The sequence below is a fragment of the Paenibacillus sp. EZ-K15 genome (assembly GCF_002573715.1).
Classification (GTDB): Bacteria; Bacillota; Bacilli; order Paenibacillales; family Paenibacillaceae; genus Paenibacillus_AQ.
The window spans coordinates 617,436-634,047 of the sequence record NZ_PDHM01000012.1 but is presented as its reverse complement, the minus strand read 5'-3'; the positions used below and the strand labels follow the sequence as shown (position 1 = coordinate 634,047).

General features: G+C 47.0%; 16 protein-coding genes. 2 read left to right on the top strand and 14 right to left on the bottom strand.

Annotation, left to right across the window (positions count from 1 at the left end; all coding sequences use genetic code 11):
• The first annotated feature begins 144 nt into the window (after positions 1-144).
• The gene (locus CRG97_RS10960; RefSeq protein WP_076320902.1) at positions 145-450 is read left to right on the top strand and encodes a DUF2627 domain-containing protein; all 306 of its coding nucleotides are present in this window, start codon (positions 145-147) and stop codon (positions 448-450) included.
• Positions 451-513: 63 nt separating this feature from the next.
• On the opposite strand, the gene CRG97_RS10955 is transcribed toward CRG97_RS10960, so the two are convergent.
• The 6 genes from CRG97_RS10955 to CRG97_RS10930 all read right to left on the bottom strand — a co-directional run bounded on the left by CRG97_RS10955 (position 514) and on the right by CRG97_RS10930 (position 6,143).
• Positions 514-726 carry a hypothetical protein gene (locus tag CRG97_RS10955; protein ID WP_098742967.1) on the bottom strand — a complete coding sequence of 71 codons (213 nt, stop codon included), beginning with the start codon at positions 724-726 and terminating at the stop codon, positions 514-516.
• Positions 727-793: 67 nt separating this feature from the next.
• The gene (locus tag CRG97_RS10950; protein ID WP_098742966.1) at positions 794-1,681 is read right to left on the bottom strand and encodes an NAD-dependent epimerase/dehydratase family protein; all 888 of its coding nucleotides are present in this window, start codon (positions 1,679-1,681) and stop codon (positions 794-796) included.
• Between the two features lie 243 nt (positions 1,682-1,924).
• On the bottom strand, positions 1,925-2,899 hold the full coding sequence (locus CRG97_RS10945; protein ID WP_098742965.1) for a glycoside hydrolase family 43 protein: 975 nt from the start codon (positions 2,897-2,899) through the stop codon (positions 1,925-1,927).
• Positions 2,900-2,977: 78 nt separating this feature from the next.
• A complete protein-coding gene (locus CRG97_RS10940) occupies positions 2,978-3,889 on the bottom strand; it encodes a carbohydrate ABC transporter permease (protein WP_098742964.1) in 912 nt (303 codons plus the stop codon).
• Between the two features lie 54 nt (positions 3,890-3,943).
• Complete coding sequence (locus CRG97_RS10935) at positions 3,944-4,819, bottom strand: carbohydrate ABC transporter permease (RefSeq protein ID WP_098742963.1); 876 nt, start codon at positions 4,817-4,819, stop codon at positions 3,944-3,946.
• An 82-nt stretch (positions 4,820-4,901) separates the two neighbouring features.
• Positions 4,902-6,143, bottom strand: a complete 1,242-nt coding sequence (locus CRG97_RS10930) for an extracellular solute-binding protein (protein ID WP_098742962.1) — start codon at positions 6,141-6,143, stop codon at positions 4,902-4,904.
• Positions 6,144-6,426: 283 nt separating this feature from the next.
• Here CRG97_RS10930 and CRG97_RS10925 point away from each other — a divergent pair, with 283 nt between their 5' ends.
• On the top strand, positions 6,427-7,329 hold the full coding sequence (locus tag CRG97_RS10925; protein ID WP_098742961.1) for an ArsR/SmtB family transcription factor: 903 nt from the start codon (positions 6,427-6,429) through the stop codon (positions 7,327-7,329).
• A gap of 242 nt (positions 7,330-7,571) precedes the next feature.
• Here CRG97_RS10925 and spo0A read toward each other — a convergent pair whose 3' ends face one another.
• The 8 genes from spo0A to CRG97_RS10885 all read right to left on the bottom strand — a co-directional run bounded on the left by spo0A (position 7,572) and on the right by CRG97_RS10885 (position 16,611).
• Complete coding sequence (gene spo0A, locus CRG97_RS10920) at positions 7,572-8,375, bottom strand: sporulation transcription factor Spo0A (protein ID WP_076320894.1); 804 nt, start codon at positions 8,373-8,375, stop codon at positions 7,572-7,574.
• A gap of 197 nt (positions 8,376-8,572) precedes the next feature.
• Complete coding sequence (spoIVB, locus tag CRG97_RS10915; RefSeq protein ID WP_098742960.1) at positions 8,573-9,907, bottom strand: SpoIVB peptidase; 1,335 nt, start codon at positions 9,905-9,907, stop codon at positions 8,573-8,575.
• 100 nt (positions 9,908-10,007) lie between these two features.
• Positions 10,008-11,747, bottom strand: a complete 1,740-nt coding sequence (gene recN, locus CRG97_RS10910; protein ID WP_098742959.1) for a DNA repair protein RecN — start codon at positions 11,745-11,747, stop codon at positions 10,008-10,010.
• A gap of 51 nt (positions 11,748-11,798) precedes the next feature.
• On the bottom strand, positions 11,799-12,248 hold the full coding sequence (gene ahrC, locus CRG97_RS10905) for a transcriptional regulator AhrC/ArgR (protein ID WP_076320891.1): 450 nt from the start codon (positions 12,246-12,248) through the stop codon (positions 11,799-11,801).
• A gap of 17 nt (positions 12,249-12,265) precedes the next feature.
• Positions 12,266-12,757 (bottom strand): hypothetical protein, encoded by a 492-nt coding sequence (locus CRG97_RS10900; RefSeq protein WP_098742958.1) that lies wholly within the window; start codon positions 12,755-12,757, stop codon positions 12,266-12,268.
• Between the two features lie 68 nt (positions 12,758-12,825).
• Complete coding sequence (locus tag CRG97_RS10895) at positions 12,826-13,698, bottom strand: TlyA family RNA methyltransferase (protein ID WP_098742957.1); 873 nt, start codon at positions 13,696-13,698, stop codon at positions 12,826-12,828.
• Between the two features lie 20 nt (positions 13,699-13,718).
• Positions 13,719-15,626 (bottom strand): 1-deoxy-D-xylulose-5-phosphate synthase, encoded by a 1,908-nt coding sequence (gene dxs, locus CRG97_RS10890; RefSeq protein WP_098742956.1) that lies wholly within the window; start codon positions 15,624-15,626, stop codon positions 13,719-13,721.
• Positions 15,627-15,735: 109 nt separating this feature from the next.
• Complete coding sequence (locus CRG97_RS10885; protein ID WP_202618906.1) at positions 15,736-16,611, bottom strand: polyprenyl synthetase family protein; 876 nt, start codon at positions 16,609-16,611, stop codon at positions 15,736-15,738.
• Position 16,612: the final 1 nt, after the last annotated feature.

Below are 16,612 nucleotides of genomic sequence, written 5' to 3'. Positions count from 1 at the left end.
ATAATAAGTCCAATTATACCCTTTCATTGTACTCTCTTTTTTTCGGATTACAAAATCATCACCCATAATCGAAATAGACATTACCCTATGAAAAAGGTATGATAAACGGTAGTTCATTACATCAGTCGCAGGAAGGAATCTTCTATGAAAATGTTAATTTCCCGCTTTATTGCCATCTTGATTTTGGTTATCCCGGGTTTTATGGCAATGATGGGTTTCTTAATGATGAAAGATGCGGTTTTTCTATATATTTCCGTTCATGGGGATGACAGTGTGGCAAACCCCGCTTTCGGTTGGTTATCTTTTCTAGGCGGGCTGGCGCTGTTTGTCATCGGTATCGGATTCTTGGGCGGCTGGATTCTGTTCCGGGACCGCAAGCGAAATTACGTTGGACCAAGATTCAAAAAGAAGCGCCAGGCGCCGAAGTCAGGAACACCATCTAAAAACTAATTCATCCAAAAAAACACCGGGGAGCCCTCCCCGGTGTTTATCATATGTTCTGGACTCCGCCGTTTATTCCATCAGTGCATCCTTCAGTTTACTCGACATTCTTGTTTCTCTGGACGTCGCTTTCAGTGCGGTTTTCCGCAAATTGAAATTTTGCTTCGTCAAAGCTTCCAGCTCTTCATACATCGCATGGATTAACGTTAGGGCTTCCGGAGATAAGTCTCCCTTGGATTCTACCTCTCGAATACGCTCTTTCCATGCTTCCATCTTGTCGCTCATGCTGATCTTCCTTTCAGGGCACTTCCCTCTTATCTTTCTTCAAATGATAACAATCCTGCCACTTTCGCTAGCGAACCTTTAAATCGGCGGACAATTCCGCAATCAATTTCGGCATCCAGTCGTGCAAATCCCAGAATTTAAACCCGGCAGCTGCCGCTTTGCCATGATCCATCGTCCAATCTCCCGGAATTCCGAACGGAGACATGTGATCAGGTGCTGCTGAAGACTGCAGGGGTGCCGAGCTACCAATTTCCTGCTGAATCAAATTCATCATTTCCCGGACCGAAATCGTTCCGCTGGAGCAAGCATTTACCGGACCTTCCAATTGGACTTGACCTGCCCATTCCAGAAACTCCGCTGCTTCCTCGGCATGCACAAACGAGATTTGTGCGTCTGGATCAGGCAAACCAATCGCTTCTCCTTGCGCTGCATGCTCAATATGAAAAAGCAGTCTTCGCGTGTAATCATCCGGTCCCAGCACAATCGGCAACCGTACAGCCGTAACGTTCAGATTATGGCGACCGAATAATACCGCCTCTGCCTGGCGTTTGCCTTCCTTATAGCTGTAGTCTCTGCTTTCGTTCGTCATGACAGGGTATCTGTAGGGATCAAATTCCTCTTCCCTCACCGGATGATCCGCAAAATCATATACCGATAACGTGGAGGTCAGCACGTATTGTCCAATTCTTCCGGCAAAGATGTCTGCAGCTTGTCCCGCTTCTTCCGGAGTATAACATATATTATCATACACGATATCAAAGTCCTCGCTTCCCACTGCCTGTTTTAAGCTTTCCGGGTCCTTCCGATCCACGGCAAGCCGCTGAACAGCACCTCCGAATGAATCCTGGTGATGTCCACGCGTCAAAATCGTAACGGCATCGCCTTTAGCCAGCAGCCGGTTAACCAGCCTTTTACCGAAAAAGCGGGTTCCGCCCAATACTAATATCTTTGCCATTTATAATTCCTCCTTACCAGGAAATAAGAATATCGTTAATAGAACTGTGCTTTATTTTTCCTTAACCAATAAATAAAACTATCTGTCCTTTTTTCTCCATCCATATCCAAGACTCCTTCTTTTCTCCTATTATATTTATGCTGCTTACCTCCTAGAATGTAAAAAAACCGATCAAGCTGTTAAGCTCAGTCGGTCTGATGTTTGCATTTCTATCCGGTCTCAACCCCAATTACAAAGTCGGCATCATGGCTTGGAGACCGGTTCATGATCCGCTCTTGGCACCCCAAAATTCGGTGTTCCGTCTTCGTTCCACCCGATGACCTGTACGCGCGTATGACGGTTCGGATCATATAGTGGATCTCCCACGATCTCTTTGTAACTTCTTGCATGGTACACCAGCATGTCCTGCGAGCCGTCCTCGGAAATCGTGAAGCTGTTGTGCCCCGGCCCATATTGGCCATTGGCTTCAGATGTCTTAAATACGGGTACAGGCGATTTAACCCAGGAGCTCGGATTCAGCAAATCACTGTCCTCATCGGCTGTCAGCAGCCCCATCGCATAGTTGTGGTCCGTGGCGCTCGCGGAATAAGTCATGAATATGCGCCCGTTGCGTTTAAGAACGGCGGCCCCTTCATTTACAAGATACCCGATCTTCTCCCAGTCGTACTCGGGAATCGATATGCATACCTGTTCCCCTGTCAAGGTCCAGGGATTCTCCATCAATGAGATGTACAGATTGGAATTGCCTGGAATGCCCGGATCTTTCTGTGCCCATACATAATACCGTTTGCCTTTATGCTCAAACGTTGTTGCGTCCAGGGCGAAAGATTCCCACTTCGTGATCACTTGCCCCTTCTCCACCCATTCCCCTTCAAGCGGGCTCGCCGAAACGTTCTCCAATACGAACATTCGATGATCGAACAATCCGTCTCTCGTTTCTGAAGTATGGGCAGCGGCGTAATATACATACCATTTTCCATCCATATAATGAATCTCGGGTGCCCATATGTTGGCACTCATCAGGCCTGACTCATGCTTGCGCCAGATCGTAATTCCTTCGGCATCCGCGAGTCCTTGTATCGTTTGCGAGCGTCTAAGCTCAATTCGGTCGTATTCCGGCACGGAACCGGTAAAGTAATAATAACCATCGGTATGTTTATAGATCCACGGATCTGCCCGCTGTTCGATCAGGGGATTTTTTAAATTTAATTCAGACATGGTGACGACTCCTATACCTTATAGTTTGACTTCCGCTAGTTTCTATTTTTACTTGTTTCTATGAATCCAATCTTCTTGCTATCCTTTGATGCCTGCGTTTAAGTTGATCGACTGCACAAAATATTTCTGGGCAAACAGGAACAACAGCAACGTCGGAATGATGGCCAGGATCGCAGAACCCATCAATTGTCCGATCATGCGGTAATTGCCGTAAATGTCCTGTAACAACAGCAGTCCTGCTGTGACCGGCATCTTCTCTACATCGGTATACACGATAACGGGCCAGAGGAAATCATTCCAGGAACCCGTAAATGAAAACAATCCGCATACAATCAATACAGGTTTCATGAGTGGCAAAATAATAGAGGAATAGATTCTAAAATCTCCGGCGCCATCAACACGCGCCGATTCATCCAGATCCTTGGGAACGCCCATCATGAATTGTCTGACCAAAAAAATATTCCCCATCCCGGCCAAACCTGGAATGATCATCGCCCAAGACGTATTCACCCATCCCAGTGCATCAATGATTTTATAAGACGGAATCAGATTCACTACCCCGGGAAAGAAGGAAATCCCAAGCAAGGTAAAGAACAAGGTATCCCTTCCTTTAAAGTTCATGCGCGAGTATCCGTAACCGGTAATGGAAATGACAACGATCACGAGCAGCGTATGCATCGTTGCAATAAATACGGAGTTCATCAACCAGCGCAGGATGGGCGCGGTCGACGTGTTTTGCAGGATCGTGACATAATTATCGAAAATCCAGTTGTCGGGCAGCAGTCGGAAACCGCTGGAAACCACCTCCGCCTGGGACCGAAAAGATGTGGTGATGCCAAATATGACCGGAATTGCCCATATCACACACAGGATGATCAGAAATGCGTAAGCTATATATTTGGACACGCTTATGTTGGATGAAGCCTTCTTCGGTCCCGAGCGACCAAGCTTGGAATCCGTGTTTACTTCATGTACTACCGGGTTCGACATTGCACAGTACACCTACCTTTTATCGTTTCCGTCGTTTGCAAGCTGAACATGCCGCTAGGACGCGTTTCGGTTCATCACATAATACTGAAGGGCTGAAATGACGAGAATGACCAGTCCGAGCAAAACTGCCATCGCGGAAGCCATGCCGGCAATCGATTCCCCGTGACCGAAGGCCAACTGCCGGATGTACATCATCAACACGGTTGTGCTCTGTCTAGGTCCTCCGTCCGTCATCATTAATGGCTGACCGAATACGTTAAAGGCTCCGGCTGTCGTCATAACAAAGGTATAGATCAGCGGAAAACGAATGGAAGGCAGCGTAATGCTTGAAAATCTGCGGACAGGCCCCGCTCCATCCATCTCGGCCGATTCATACAAATCCTTGGATACCCCGCTGATAGAAGCCCGGTAGATAATCATGTTCCCACCGACTCCGCCCCACACCGTAATGACAATAATGATCAGCCAGGCATAGGGCTGGTTGGCTGCCCAGACTGTTTCAGAGCCGAAGATATTATTCGTGATCCCAAGCTGCTTATTGAAGATTAAAGACCAGATCAGTGCCGCTGCGGAGATCGAAATGAGTCCGGGAATATAGAGAATGGACTGGATGACATTTTTCATCTTCACTTTTTTGTGTTCCAGCGATACGGCAATCATTAACGGAATGATGATTAATATAGGTACACTTAGAACAACAAAGATCAGCGTGTTTTTTAATCCGTTCATAAATTGGGCGTAGAAGGTGGACTCCGAGTCAAACAGAATCGTTTTATAGTTGGCCAACCCAACCCACACAGGGTCATTGATCAGATTCCACTGCGTAAAGGAAGCATAGATCCCGTATAGGGTCGGCAATAGAATAAATACGATAAAAAGTATCAGATGGGGACCTACAAAGAAATAAGGCGTCAACGACTTCTTATTCATACCCTTTCATTTCTCCTTTGGAAAAGAAAAGTGTCATGAAAGCAAGGACATTTTTCTTTTTTTCAATCTGCTCTGCTGTCATTTACTTTGCGGCACTGCTTCCTTCCGCGATTTTATCCTCTACAAATTTCTGCATCGTCGCCAGGGTTTCGTCGATGTCAACATTCCCCCGTACGATATCCGCTGCATATGTATCTACAGCCTCCGCTACGTATGGATAATACTCGTAAGTGTAAATGTACAAGGATTCAATTTCTTTTTCGTTGGAGGTAAAGAATGACTGAATATAGTTACTGTACTCGGGGCTCTCAATGACTTGTTTACTCGCTACGATCTGTCCCGCTTTTGCCCACTCAATCGAGTTTTGGCGGATGAATTCCAGGAACTGACCGATGGCTTGCTCTTTTTCGTCCGTTCTCTTATCGTTCTTCAGCATGGAGAATAAGTGAGAAGAGGCCCGGTTTGTATACTTATCTGCACTCGTCGAATAAATGTTCGTTACGCCAAAGTCCAATCCGTCCACTGTTGCGTGTGCCGTCGAGCTCCAGGTGCCGTCCGTGGAAAATAAAACGTTTCCAGCTTGGAACATCAGATAACCGTCCTCACCAAATGGGGTCATCAAGCCCGCATCCGATATTTTCTTAATCTCTGTAAACGCTCGCTTCATGGCTTCTGTGTTCACGGCAGGCTTGCCGTCTTGTTGAATGTCACCGCCCAGGTTTTGGATCTGCGCTAACACAACCCAGCCCAAGAGAGCATCATTGATCACGTAATCGCCTTCATCCAACTTGCCTTGCAGTGACAAAATTTCATCAATGGTCACGACATCATCATCCAGGAAGCTTTCGACATTGTATTTTTTGAGCAAGTTTTTGTTGTAATACATCGCATTGCTGTGAATATCAAGCGGTACTGTATATTGGGTGCCCTCTACGTTTCCGGTTGCCCAGGCCTGCGGCAAATAGTTATCCGCTTTCAATTCTGGTTGTGCTTGCATGACTGCCGTCATCGGCTCCAACACACCTTGCTTCACGAAGCTTGGAACGCGGTCAGCATGAATAATGGATAAATCAGGAACGCCTTTGCCTGAATTAAGAACAGTTGATATTTTTGTATACATATCCGAGGTAATCACATGTTTCACTTTGTACTCGGGATTGGTGGCGTTGTAATCCTTCACAAGTTGATCCATGTAAGCCCCGTCATCACCCGTCAAAGGCGTCCAAAAGGTAATGGTGTTCTTATCCCCGTTGCCACATCCTCCTAGTACCGCTACCGCTAACAATACAAGTATCAGTGAAACCCCCATTTTTTTCTTCAACAAACTCTCCTCCTATTACTAATCATTTGGTTAATCATTCACCGGCCTGGATGATGAAAACGATTAACTTTGGTTCAGTATACACTCGTTTTGAAAACGGTGTCAATAACATAAATATAAATCTTAATCGATAATGTTTTGTTTAATTAACATATATGTTAATCATAATATTGAAATTTTGTTGTATTAAATGGTGAGATTTATATGCAGGTTAATAAAGCATGTGTTATGATGCATATTAGTTAATGAATTTTGAATGAAAAAACTTGTTGAAAGAAGTGGTCATATGCAATTGGAAATAGACAAGTCATCGCTTGTGGTTTACGAGGCTTTGGCCAGCGAAGTTCGAATCAAGATTATTCAGCTGCTCTCCAAAAACAAAATGAATATCAAAGATTTGGCCCATGAACTTCAAATCAGCAGTCCGATTGTGACAAAACATATTAAAAAACTCGAAGATGCAGGCATTATCCGCACAGAAAAAGTGCCGGGAAAATCGGGCCAACAGAAAATTTCCATCCTGAAGGTGGATCATATCGAAATCAACTTCCCAAAAAAAATCTTTCATTCCTTTGCTTCATATGAGGCTTCCGTGCCGATCGGACATTACACGGACTATGACCTGAAGCCTACCTGCGGCCTTGCGACCGAGAAGGAATTTATCGGGCGGGTAGACGAACCCAAATACTTCATGGATCCCAAGCGTGTGGATGCAGAAATCCTGTGGTTTACCGAGGGCTTTATCCAATACAACATCGCTAACTTCCTTCAAAAGGATGAAAAGCTGCAGCAGTTCGAAATCAGTTTAGAGATTTCCTCAGAATTTCCTTTTTCCAATGATGTCTGGCCTTCCGACATTACCTTCTCCTTAAACGGGATCGAACTTGGCACGTGGACAAGCCCGGGGGATTTTGCAGATACGCGGGGGAAATATACGCCTGCATGGTGGCCGCACAACATCAACCAATACGGACTGCTAAAGACGATACGAATTACGAGCCACGGTACGTATATCGATGGAGACCCGCTCTCTGCTGTCTCCGTAGACGATTTGGATGCAACCTGTGATCGCTGGACCTTCCGAATTGAAGTGAAGGAAGATGCAAGACACGTTGGAGGCGCCACCTTATTCGGGAAGAAGTTCGGAAACCACGAGCAGGATATCCAGTTCAAAATGTATTATCTGTGAGGGCAATCGAAGGTACGTAACATCGAAGGATGTTTACCGGGTAAAGTTACCGAAATGAAAACAAACCAGCCGGATTAACGGCTGGTTTGTTTTTGTTGTTGAAAGTCCATGACCAATAAAATCACTCCTTCACAGATTACGACATCGCAACCAATAAAGGAGTGATTTCAATGTTCCGCGCAGGTAGACATTTAGGGCAACCACTTTCATTACCCTAAATCCCTTCCTCAGTCCTTACCCTTTCAAGACACCTTATGCTCAATTCTCAGCTTATCAGCGACCATCGCGATAAACTCGCTGTTGGTTGGCTTGGATTTGCTGATGTTGATGGTGTAGCCGAACAGATGGCTAATGGAATCGATGTTTCCGCGAGTCCAAGCTACTTCGATGGCATGACGGATTGCACGTTCCACACGAGAAGGCGTTGTTTTGAATTTCTCTGCGATCGCTGGATACAAAGTCTTGGTGATCGCCCCAAGAATTTCGATATTGTTGTATACCATGGTAATGGCTTCACGCAAATATTGGTAGCCCTTGATATGAGCAGGAACACCAATTTCATGGATAATCGAAGTGATATTCGCGTCCAGATTTTTGCCTTTGCCCATAGGAACCACATTGGATTTCATACTTGTAAATGATGCGCCTGACGAAATGCTGCTGGACGAGCCAACGAGTTGACGAATGCGGCTGGCGAGCACCTCCATATCAAACGGTTTCAAAATATAATAGGAAGCACCTAATTGTACAGCTCGCTGCGTAATATTTTCCTGACCAAATGCCGTAAGCATAATGACTTTCGGCTGCGGAGACAAATTCATATCGCGTAATCGTTCAAGTACGCCAAGGCCGTCCAAATGAGGCATAATAATGTCAAGGATCAGCACATCCGGTACTTTTCCCGTTTCCTCAATCATGCTCAGTACTTCTTCGCCATTATAAGCGATTCCGGATACCACCATATCTTGTTGATCCGAAATGTATTCACCAAGCAGGTTTGTAAACTCACGGTTGTCGTCTGCCAATAATACTTCGATCTTTTGCAAATTCGTGCTCCTCCTTTATCAGATCAGTTGTTATTTTAGAATATTTTTCTTGTGTATAAAGTTTTCGACATAGTGATTTAAATTCCTTCTGTCGAAAATTATTTTTCTTTATTTTTTTTTGAAGTTGATTTATAATTAAATATTTTGTTTCAAATTAATCTCTATTTCGTTATTTTACGACAAAAAATCTCAAGGCATTAACCTGCCTTAAGATTTTGAGGAGTTGAATCTGTAGATTGTAGTACGCCGGAGTCCTGAAGCATCCATTCAATAAAGCATCCATACCCCGATTTAGGATCATTTACAAAAACGTGGGTAACCGCTCCAATCAGCTTGCCGTCTTGAACGATTGGACTGCCGCTCATGCCTTGTACAATCCCGCCTGTCTTCTTAAGCAGTCTTGGATCGGTAATACGGAGTACAAGCCCTTTCGTTGCGGGAGCATCCTGTTTAGAAACATGAACGATATCCACTGTAAAACGTTCAACCTCTTGTCCTTCAACGACCGTTAAAATCTCTGCCGGACCTTCCTTGACCTCATGAGATAAGGCTATCGGAATTGGCTCCTGATACAAACCATGCTCAGGAAGTTTATTCATTTTACCGAAGATGCCAAAATGGGTATTGCGCTCAACATTGCCCAAAATCTTGCCGTCTTTTGTGAAGGTTGCCCGCTTTTCTCCCGGCTCGCCTTCCTCACTTCGGCTAATGGATGTAACGTTGGACTGAACAATCTGGCCGCTTCCAACATCAATGGGTGTTTGAGTATTCATATCGGTAATGACATGGCCCAAAGCCCCGTAGACTTTCTGGTGAGGAGCGTAGAAAGTTAAAGTGCCTACACCTGCTGCAGAATCACGGATATACAAACCAAGGCGCCAGCTTTGATCTTCTTGATCATATGCCGGGCTCAGCTTGGTTGTCATTTCTTTGCCGCCCCGCTTGAAGGAGATATCCAGTGGCTTATTGGCTTTACCGGCCTTCTCGACGATATCAGCAACCTTTGTTACATCATTAAGCGGCTTTCCATCCATCGTGGTCAGCAGATCGCCAACCTTCAGGCCGGCTGCTTCTCCAGGGGACACTTTAGCACCGTTTTGAACGCGTACCAGATGATGTCCAACGACCAGTATACCGGAGGATTTCACTTTGACGCCGATAGTCTGACCTCCAGGAATCACCTTGAGTTCGGGGATCACCTTCACATGAACTGTCTTCAGAGGAATTTTACCAAATAATTTCAGGGTAACTTCGGCATTTCCGCTTTGCTGGGGATTCAGCTGCAGTGGATGCCTTAGCGATACTTGAAGTTTTGACTCGCGGGAGCCGTTGAGCTGCAGGACATCCGGGCGATCAACTGAAGCGAGGGCTTGAACAGGCATGGCAACATCAAGACGGGACTGCTGACCGGAAATCAATCTCAGCTCATTAGGCAATGAAGCAAAAGACTGGACAGGATCAGCAGTTCCAATGAAACAAAGAAGGAAAGCAAGAACGAAACCGAGCAGTTTTCTCCTGAGGTTGGGCTTCAATGGCTGTCACGCTCCCTTTTTCTTCTTTCGCTTGACGAAAAGGTGGTCGCCAATTGCGTACCTTTAAGTTACCCTGCCCTTATGGATTTATAACTGTCAATCATTGACCCAGAGCCTTTCTGGAAGCCTTTTGCGCTGCCGCCAGATTGAGCATTTCTTGGGCATGATGAAGTGTTTTTTCGGTGATCTCGACTCCGCCAAGCATCCGTGCAAGCTCTTTTACACGCCCCTCTTCATTCAGGTTTTCTACTTGCGTCATCGTTCTGGAGGCTTCCAGCTTCTTCTCGATTAAATACTGATGATCTGCCATGCATGCAACCTGCGGCAAATGCGTAATGGAGAACACCTGACAGGTTTTGGCCAGCAAAAACAGCTTCTCCGCAATCGATTGGGCAGCCCTTCCACTGACACCTGTGTCGACTTCATCAAAGATTAAGACCGGTATTTGATCATGACGGGCAAATATACTCTTCATCGCCAGCATAATTCTGGACATTTCTCCACCCGAAGCAATTTTGGCAAGCGGACGCAGAGGTTCACCCGGATTGGCGGATATGAGGAATTCAGCCGTATCCATACCCTGTCTGGTCAACCTTACTTTATGTCCTTCATATTCGTAACCGTTAGGATCCAGTTGCAGTTCCATACGAACCTCAAGGGAGGTGCGCTCCATTTGCAGATCCTTCAGTTCTCCCTCCACTTGCCGTGCTAAATCTTGCGCACACTGCTTGCGGGCAATACTAAGCTCTTTAGCGCTAACCAACAGCACGCTTAACAACTCGTCGCGACGCTGTTCCAATGCTTGGATAAATTCGTCCTTATTCTCCAGCATATCGGTTTCCTGCTGAATTCTCACGTAGTATTCCAGAATTTGCTCAACATTATCCCCATATTTTCGGCGCAATCCGGAGATCATATCTAAACGAAGCTCAATTTCGTTCAGACGTTCCGGATTAAATTCAATGCTGTCGCGGTAATCCCTCAGCTGGAAAACGGCATCCTCCAGCTGATAATAAGCGGATTGCAGCTGCTCAACAAGCGGCTTTAAACCCTTCTCATCGTAGCCTGACACATCCTCCAATTTGGATAGGGCACGGCTGACGGATTCCAATCCCGAGGATCCGTACAATAGGTCGTATGCTCCGGCAACGGAATCCATCATCTTCTCGCTGTGGGACAGCTTGGTTCTTTCTTCAGACAATTCCTCGTCCTCACCGGATTTTAGCTCCGCTGCTGCAATCTCCTCCAGCTGAAACCGATACATATCGAGCATTTGATACGCCTTCTGGCTGGTCTCCTGCAGATCCTTGAGCTCACGCTCCACTTTGCTGAATTCTCCGTACAACGCTTGATATTTCCGCTTGACAGGCCCTATGACCTTATCCCCGTACGTGTCCAGAAGGCTCATATGCTGCTCTGAACGCAGCAAGCTTTGATGTTCATGCTGACCATGGATATTTATGAGCTTTTCTCCAACCTCACGCAGCATGCTTAAATTCAGCAGCTGTCCGTTAATACGCGACGTGCTTTTCCCTTGAGCTGTCAGTTCTCTCCGTATCAACAAATGCTCTTCTGGATCCGCTTCAACACCCAGCTTCTTCAGCGTATCCCATACGGGATGCCCTGCCGGCAGCTCGAATAAAGCCTCAATCTCTGCTTTGTCGCAGCCGTAGCGAATTAGTTCAGCCGAGCCGCGGCCGCCGGCAATTAACCCAAGCGCATCGATTATGATGGACTTACCTGCTCCGGTCTCCCCTGTCAGAACGTGAAATCCCGGATAAAAATGCACATCCACGCATTCTACAACCGCCAGATTCCGAATGGATAGCGTGTTTAACATGTTTCCCACCTCCGCTACTGCTTACAAACTGCCAATGAGTCACAACATTGATTACGAAATGAAATTTTTGATTTGGGCAACCACATGTTCTCCGTCATCTTCTGTTCGGCAAATCAGCAATATCGTGTCATCGCCGCATATGGTCCCCATGATCTGGGTCCATTCCATATTATCGAGCAGCACGGCTACGGAATTGGCTGTTCCAGGCAAGCACTTCATGACGACAAGATTACCGGTACGGTCAATGTAAACAAAATTATCGATAAGCGCTCTTTTGAGCTTCTGTACAGGGTTGTAACGCTGATCTGTCGGCATGGAGTATTTATATCGCCCATCATCTGTAGGCACCTTGATGAGCAGCAGTTCTTTGATATCACGTGAAATTGTAGCTTGAGTAACCTGAAAACCTTCCGCACGCAATGCGTCTACAAGCTCATCCTGTGTCTCAATATCCTGGTGGGTAATAATATCCCTGATTTTAATATGGCGTTGTCCCTTCATAAAGAGCCTCCTGAGTATTAACTGTTGTAATCATCTTGACCAATCCATTCTTCGTCCGACCAATCCATGCTTAAACGATGAATCGACTTCTCGTTTACATCAATATAGAGCAGACCCGCACATTCGGGATACAGCAGCAAAAAAGGCATCAACCGATCGCGAATGCCGGCGCCCGTCCAATCGACCGGCATCCGTTCCCGTGCCAGCTTGACCATGTACAGCTCGCCACTGTCATCGGATGCAACGTAATCTATAAACAACCGACTCAAAATGGGTCTCTGACCCGTTTCAAACGATAAGTTTATTTTTACTTTACCCCCAACCACGTCATATCCTTCTCGTTCGAGCATCCCAATGGCTGGGTGATCTGGAATGTGTTCATTGATCGGGATGCCCGGCAGTCGATCCGGTGATGGCGACATCAGCCAACGATTCAGCCTATAACCGATAAGCAAGGCAACGACGACACCAAGCAATATCATTAATAACCAATCATAACGCTCATTCATCCTCTCACCTCGAATTTTGTATTCGCGGATGAGAACATCAATTCCTCTTTTTCAGCAAAAGAAACCCATCATTTCGATGAGTTTCCTGTGAATGTATGAGCCGCTTGTGTTACGACGGTATCAATCCATTGACTCAAATGGACAGATTCTTGTCCATCTTCCTGAGTCGGTTCTTCCGAGCTTTCAGAAACCTCCGGCTCTAAACGCCAGTGGGCCAGGAATTCTATATTACCTTCCCCTCCCGTAATCGGAGAGAACGTAAGATTTTTTAATTTGAACCCAATTTCATCCGCAAAAGTCAGCACTTGCGTTAGGACTTCCCTGTGAACCTTCGGATCTCGAACCACGCCGGACTTACCAACCTTCTCCCGACCTGCCTCAAATTGAGGTTTGATCAGAGCAGCCACATCTCCCGGTTTACCCAGAAGCATCTTCAGAGGCGGCAAAATAATGCGAAGGGATATAAACGAAACGTCAATGCTGGCAAAATCCGGCTGAGGGCCATTCAGGTCGTCCGGCGTCATATAGCGAAAATTCGTTCGCTCCATGACACACACACGTTCATCGTTACGAAGCGACCAATCCAACTGGTTATAACCGACGTCGATTGCGTACACATAACTTGCTCCGTGCTGGAGCGCGCAATCCGTAAAGCCGCCAGTCGAAGAGCCGATATCCAGCATCGTACGCCCCTTCATATCGATATCGAATGAACGAATCGCTTTTTCAAGCTTTAATCCGCCACGGCTGACATAGGGATGAACCGAGCCTTTGACTTTCAGTTCAGACGTCCTTGGAATCTTCATGCCGGCTTTCTCGATCCGCTCGGTTCCGGCATAGACCAGACCCGCCATAATCGCGGCTTTGGCTTTTTCGCGACTCTCATAATATCCCTGCTCCACGAGCAGGACATCAATTCGTTCTTTCTGAGATGAATCCATATTATTCTCCCGATGGTTTACTAAGACATAAAACTTCTCTTGCCAAGTACGGCTGTCCGAGCATTCTTCAAGCTCCGGATCTCCTGACAAACCGATTCCAATGTCAGCCCTACCTCTTCACGCTGCTGCGGTATACTTCCATGCTCGATAAACCGGTCTTCGATCCCCATTAAAGATACAACCGCATCATGGATTCCCTGCTCCGCAAAAAACTCTAAAACCGCGCTGCCCATACTACCCGCTTGCGAAGCCTCCTCCAGAACCAGCATGGACGTCCCCGTCTCCGCCAGATTCCGCAGCATACCTCCATCAAGCGGTTTAAGGAAACGGGCGTTCACGACTTGTACCGTAATTCCTTCCCGTTTGAGCTGCTCCGCCGCTTCTTCAGCCAATTGAACCATAGGACCCGCTGCCAGAATGGCGTATCCTTCGCCAGGACGAACGACTTCCCAAGTTCCGATAGGAATCGGTACCAGCTCGGTGTCCATTGGAACGCCGCGCACATTGTTCCGAGGGTAACGGTATGCGATAGGTCCCTCATTATAATCGAGCGCTGTTTTCATCATATGACGAAGCTCATTCTCGTCTTTTGGCATCATAATGACGATATTCGGGATATGACGCATGAAGGCAACGTCGTAGACCCCTTGATGAGTCTCGCCATCTGCACCAACAAAGCCGGCACGGTCAATTGCAAACATCACGTTGGCGTTATGGCGGCAAATATCATGCACGATTTGGTCGTACGCACGCTGCATAAACGTGGAATACACCGCAAATACAGGCTTCATGCCTTCCATTGCCAATGCTGCGCACAAGGTCGCGGCGTGCTGCTCGGCAATCCCTACATCGATCATACGGTCAGGGAATTTCTTGCTGAACGGGATCAAGCCGGAGCCGCCCGGCATCGCCGGCGTGACGGCCACGATCCGGTTGTCCTGTTCCCCCAGCTCAACCAGCGTCTGTCCGAATACTTCCGTATACATCGGATTTCCTACCGCTTTAAGAACTTGGCCGGATTCAATCTTATAAGGCGTGATCCCATGCCATTTATGAGAATCGGATTCAGCCGGCCGGTATCCCTTGCCTTTGGTTGTGACGGCATGAATCAGAACGGGTCCGTCCACATTGTCGGCCTGCTTTAACGTATCGATCAGTTTGTTCAGATCATGTCCGTCTACAGGGCCCAGATAGGTAAGTCCGAGTTCCTCGAATAAAACGCCGGGAACCATCATATATTTAAGGCTGTCCTTCATCTTCTCTGCCGTCTTGGCGAGTTTGCCGCCGATGGCAGGAATTTTCTTCAGGAGCATTTCCACCTCGTCCTTGGCACGAAGATAATAACGATCGGAACGAATCTTGCTTAAGTAATTGTGCATGGCACCCACATTCGGTGCAATCGACATTTCATTGTCATTTAGGATGACCATCAGCTTTTTCTGCTCGTGGCCAATATGGTTGAGCGCTTCAAACGCCATGCCGCCGGTAAGGGCCCCGTCACCGATCATGGCGATAACCCGGTTGTTGTCACCTTTCAGATCACGCGCCATCGCCATACCCATTGCAGCAGACAGCGAGGTGCTGCTGTGTCCGGCTTCCCAGACATCATGCTCGCTTTCAGAACGCTTTACGAAGCCGCACAAGCCTTTGTATTTACGGAGCGTATCAAATTTATCCATCCGTCCGGTCAAGATCTTGTGAACATAGGCTTGATGGCCCACGTCAAAAATCATCTTGTCACGAGGGCTGTCAAAGCAATAGTGCAAGGCCAGCGTGAGTTCAACCACTCCCAGATTCGGTGCAAGATGGCCACCGGTAGCGGACAGCTTTTCGATTAGAAAATGACGGATTTGTCCTGCTAAATCCTCGAGTTCGTCCACCGATAGATGTTTAAGTTGTTCGGGATGCTTGATATTTGGAAGAAGCACGAAGAATCTCCCCGCTTTCCTTGATTAAGTTTACGTTTCTTTAGCTGATATGAATTCAGCCATTAACAGACATTATATCACAAAAAAACCGTTTGCATGTAAAGCGTGCTTAGTGGTCCCGTGCCATCAAGAAATCTGCAATCTCCAGCAATCTGGAGGGATCATTGAAATTCCCTTCTGAAATGACCCGCTTAGCTTCTGCTGTCAGGCGCTCAACTTCACGCCTGGATGCGTCCAAACCGATGAAGTACGGATACGTTACTTTTTCCTGTTTCACATCGCTTTGCACCGGCTTCCCAAGCTTGGACTCATCCCCGACCAGATCCAGGATATCATCTTGAATCTGAAAAGCAAGGCCGATATGATGCCCAAAGGTTCGCAAGGATTCAATTTGGGATTCCGAACACCCGGCAAGATGCCCGCCTGCCATCAGCGAGAACATGATCAGATCACTCGTCTTGTGCAGGTGGATATACTCAAGCTGCTCTAGCGTCGTTATCCCTTGTTCACCCTCCATATCGGCAACCTGCCCGCCTACCATTCCCCGCGGACCTGCATACTCTGCAAGATCCTCCACAATCGACAGCACACGCTCAGCCGGAATTCCATGCTTCCTGGAAGCCTGGATAACGCTGTAAAAGGCATGCGTTAGCAAGGCATCACCAGCCAAAATAGCGCTCGCTTCGCCAAAAACCTTATGATTTGTTGGCTTGCCGCGGCGATAATCATCATTATCCATCGCTGGCAGATCATCGTGTATAAGGGAATATGTATGAACCATCTCAACGGCGCAAGCGACCGGAAGGGCTGCGTCACGGTTGCCGCCTCCCGCCTCGCATGCAGCAATGACAAGCAGCGGACGCATTCGCTTCCCGCCTGCCATTAAAGAATACGACATGGACTGGCGAAGGGTTTCAGGAACTTTCCAACCTGGCGGAAAAAGATTGGTTAGCTCGCTATCCAGTCTGTCCCAAATATCATTCATA

What these genes read in the sequence shown, in the direction of transcription:
- CRG97_RS10960 (WP_076320902.1), top strand. Translation starts at nt 145, where the DNA reads ATGAAAATGTTAATTTCCCGCTTTATTGCCATCTTGATTTTGGTTATC.
- CRG97_RS10955 (WP_098742967.1), bottom strand. Translation starts at nt 726, where the DNA reads ATGAGCGACAAGATGGAAGCATGGAAAGAGCGTATTCGAGAGGTAGAA.
- CRG97_RS10950 (WP_098742966.1), bottom strand. Translation starts at nt 1,681, where the DNA reads ATGGCAAAGATATTAGTATTGGGCGGAACCCGCTTTTTCGGTAAAAGG.
- CRG97_RS10945 (WP_098742965.1), bottom strand. Translation starts at nt 2,899, where the DNA reads ATGTCTGAATTAAATTTAAAAAATCCCCTGATCGAACAGCGGGCAGAT.
- CRG97_RS10940 (WP_098742964.1), bottom strand. Translation starts at nt 3,889, where the DNA reads ATGTCGAACCCGGTAGTACATGAAGTAAACACGGATTCCAAGCTTGGT.
- CRG97_RS10935 (WP_098742963.1), bottom strand. Translation starts at nt 4,819, where the DNA reads ATGAATAAGAAGTCGTTGACGCCTTATTTCTTTGTAGGTCCCCATCTG.
- CRG97_RS10925 (WP_098742961.1), top strand. Translation starts at nt 6,427, where the DNA reads ATGCAATTGGAAATAGACAAGTCATCGCTTGTGGTTTACGAGGCTTTG.
- recN (WP_098742959.1), bottom strand. Translation starts at nt 11,747, where the DNA reads ATGTTAAACACGCTATCCATTCGGAATCTGGCGGTTGTAGAATGCGTG.
- ahrC (WP_076320891.1), bottom strand. Translation starts at nt 12,248, where the DNA reads ATGAAGGGACAACGCCATATTAAAATCAGGGATATTATTACCCACCAG.
- CRG97_RS10900 (WP_098742958.1), bottom strand. Translation starts at nt 12,757, where the DNA reads ATGAATGAGCGTTATGATTGGTTATTAATGATATTGCTTGGTGTCGTC.
- CRG97_RS10895 (WP_098742957.1), bottom strand. Translation starts at nt 13,698, where the DNA reads ATGGATTCATCTCAGAAAGAACGAATTGATGTCCTGCTCGTGGAGCAG.
- CRG97_RS10885 (WP_202618906.1), bottom strand. Translation starts at nt 16,611, where the DNA reads ATGAATGATATTTGGGACAGACTGGATAGCGAGCTAACCAATCTTTTT.